This is a genomic window from uncultured Clostridium sp., from assembly GCF_937920395.1.
GTDB lineage: Bacteria > Bacillota > Clostridia > Clostridiales > Clostridiaceae > Clostridium_AD.
Window position 1 is genome coordinate 1 of the sequence record NZ_CALEVF010000123.1, and the last position, 2,037, is coordinate 2,037.

General features: G+C 29.1%; 3 protein-coding genes. All 3 read left to right on the plus strand.

All coding sequences use genetic code 11. The features are described from left to right. Positions 1 to 534: endonuclease III (nth, locus tag Q0649_RS09765; protein WP_298840882.1), on the plus strand; the 534-nt coding region annotated here is incomplete at its 5' end. A 218-nt stretch (positions 535 to 752) separates the two neighbouring features. Continuing rightward, complete coding sequence (locus Q0649_RS09770; protein ID WP_298840885.1) at positions 753 to 1,343, plus strand: DUF1836 domain-containing protein; 591 nt, start codon at positions 753 to 755, stop codon at positions 1,341 to 1,343. 30 nt (positions 1,344 to 1,373) lie between these two features. Beyond that, on the plus strand, positions 1,374 to 2,037 hold a 664-nt coding region (pepT, locus tag Q0649_RS09775; protein WP_298840888.1), incomplete at its 3' end, for a peptidase T.

Sequence of the window (2,037 nt, forward strand, 5' to 3'; positions counted from 1 at the left end):
TCAACAATATTATCAGCTCAATGTACAGATGTAAGGGTTAATGTTGTTGCAAAGAGGTTATATGTAAAATATAATACACCGGAGGCCATGATTACATTATCTAGTTATGAGCTAGGAGAAAAAATTAAGAGTTGTGGATTTTATAATAATAAGAGCAAAAATATTTTAGGTGCTACAAAGCTTTTATTAGAAAAATATAATGGGGTAGTGCCAAAAACTATGGAAGAACTAATGGAACTTCCAGGAGTTGGCAGGAAAACTGCTAATGTAGTCCTGTCTAATGCGTTTGGAATTCCAGCTATTGCTGTAGACACTCATGTTTTTAGAGTTTCAAAAAGAATTGGACTTGCTACCGGTAAAAATGTTGAGATAGTAGAGCAAGAACTTATGAAGAATATACCCAAAAATATGTGGAGTGATGCTCATCATTTCATTATATGGCATGGACGAGAAATATGTAAAGCAAGGAAACCTAATTGTGAGGTATGTCCTATAGCACCTTATTGCGAATTTTTAAATGGAAAGTCTAAGTAAATAGTATATATGCGATAACAATTAGGTACTTTTTAATTACATTGCATGAAGAATTTTAAAGGATACATAAAGAAAGTGTATATTGGTTAAAATGTTTTAGAATCTTTTATCAAAGATTTACACATTTACACTAATATGTACTTTCTTTTTATATAATTATACTGGTAATTATAGATTCAGTGTAATTAATGCTATATAATGAAGGTGAGGTGGAATGAATGAATTATAATGAGGAAACTTTAAGTAAATTAGTTGAAGAAATTATAGGTGCAAAAGATATTAGTTTAGTCGAAATACCATGTGTGGACTTATATATGGATCAGGTTACAACTTTTTTTAATGAAAAGCTTGGAAGCCTTAAAAGAAATGAAGAAGATAAAATACTTACAAAAACAATGATAAACAACTACACAAAAGGTAAAGTTTTGATGCCAGCTAAAAATAAAAAATATACTAAAGAACATATTATTTTACTTACACTTATTTATAATTTGAAACAAACTATATCAATTAGTGATATTAATACTTTATTTGATCCTATTATTGATGTAAAAGCCCCGCAAAATATAAATGTTCCATTAGATGACTTATATAATGATTTTTTGGATATTAAAGAAGTTCAAAATAAAGAGTTTGAACGTGATATAGATAAAGATGCTAAATTTATAAAAGAAAAAATCAAGGAAATGGGAAAAGAAGGTGGAGAGTTAATAGAATTAATATTAATGATTTTGTTACTTACAAATAAAGCTAATATGCAAAAAAGAATGGCAGAAAAATTGATTGATAATTTTTTAAAAAATGAATAATAAACCATTAAAATATGAGGAGATGTCAATATGTCAAAAGTTGTAGAAAATTTTCTAAAATATATAAGTTATGATACTAAATCTGATGAGGAATCAACAACTGTACCAAGTACAAGTGGACAAATGATACTTGCTAAAGAATTAGTTATTCAGTTAAAAGCAATGGGATTAAAAAAAGCAAATGTAGATAATAATGGTTATGTAATGGCTACTATTGAATCTAATGTAGAAAAAGTAGTACCAACTATAGGATTTATAGCGCATATGGATACTGCCCCAGATATCTCTGGCAAAGACGTTAAGCCTAAATTTGTTTACAATTATGATGGAGAAGATATTATATTAAATAAAGAAAACAATATAATATTATCTCCAAAGGATTTTCCAGAACTCAAGAATTACATAGGAAAAACTATTATTACAACCGATGGAACAACACTTCTAGGGGCAGATGATAAAGCTGGAATTGCAGAGATAATGGCAGCTGCACAGTATTTAATGCAGAATCCTGATATTAAGCATGGTAAAATTCGTATTGGATTTACACCAGATGAAGAAGTTGGTCGTGGTGCGGATATTTTTGATGTGAAAAAATTTGGTGCAGACTTTGCATATACTTTGGATGGTGGGCCTATTGGGGAACTTGAGTATGAAAATTTTAATGCTGCAGGAGTGAAAATTTCTATTCACGGAA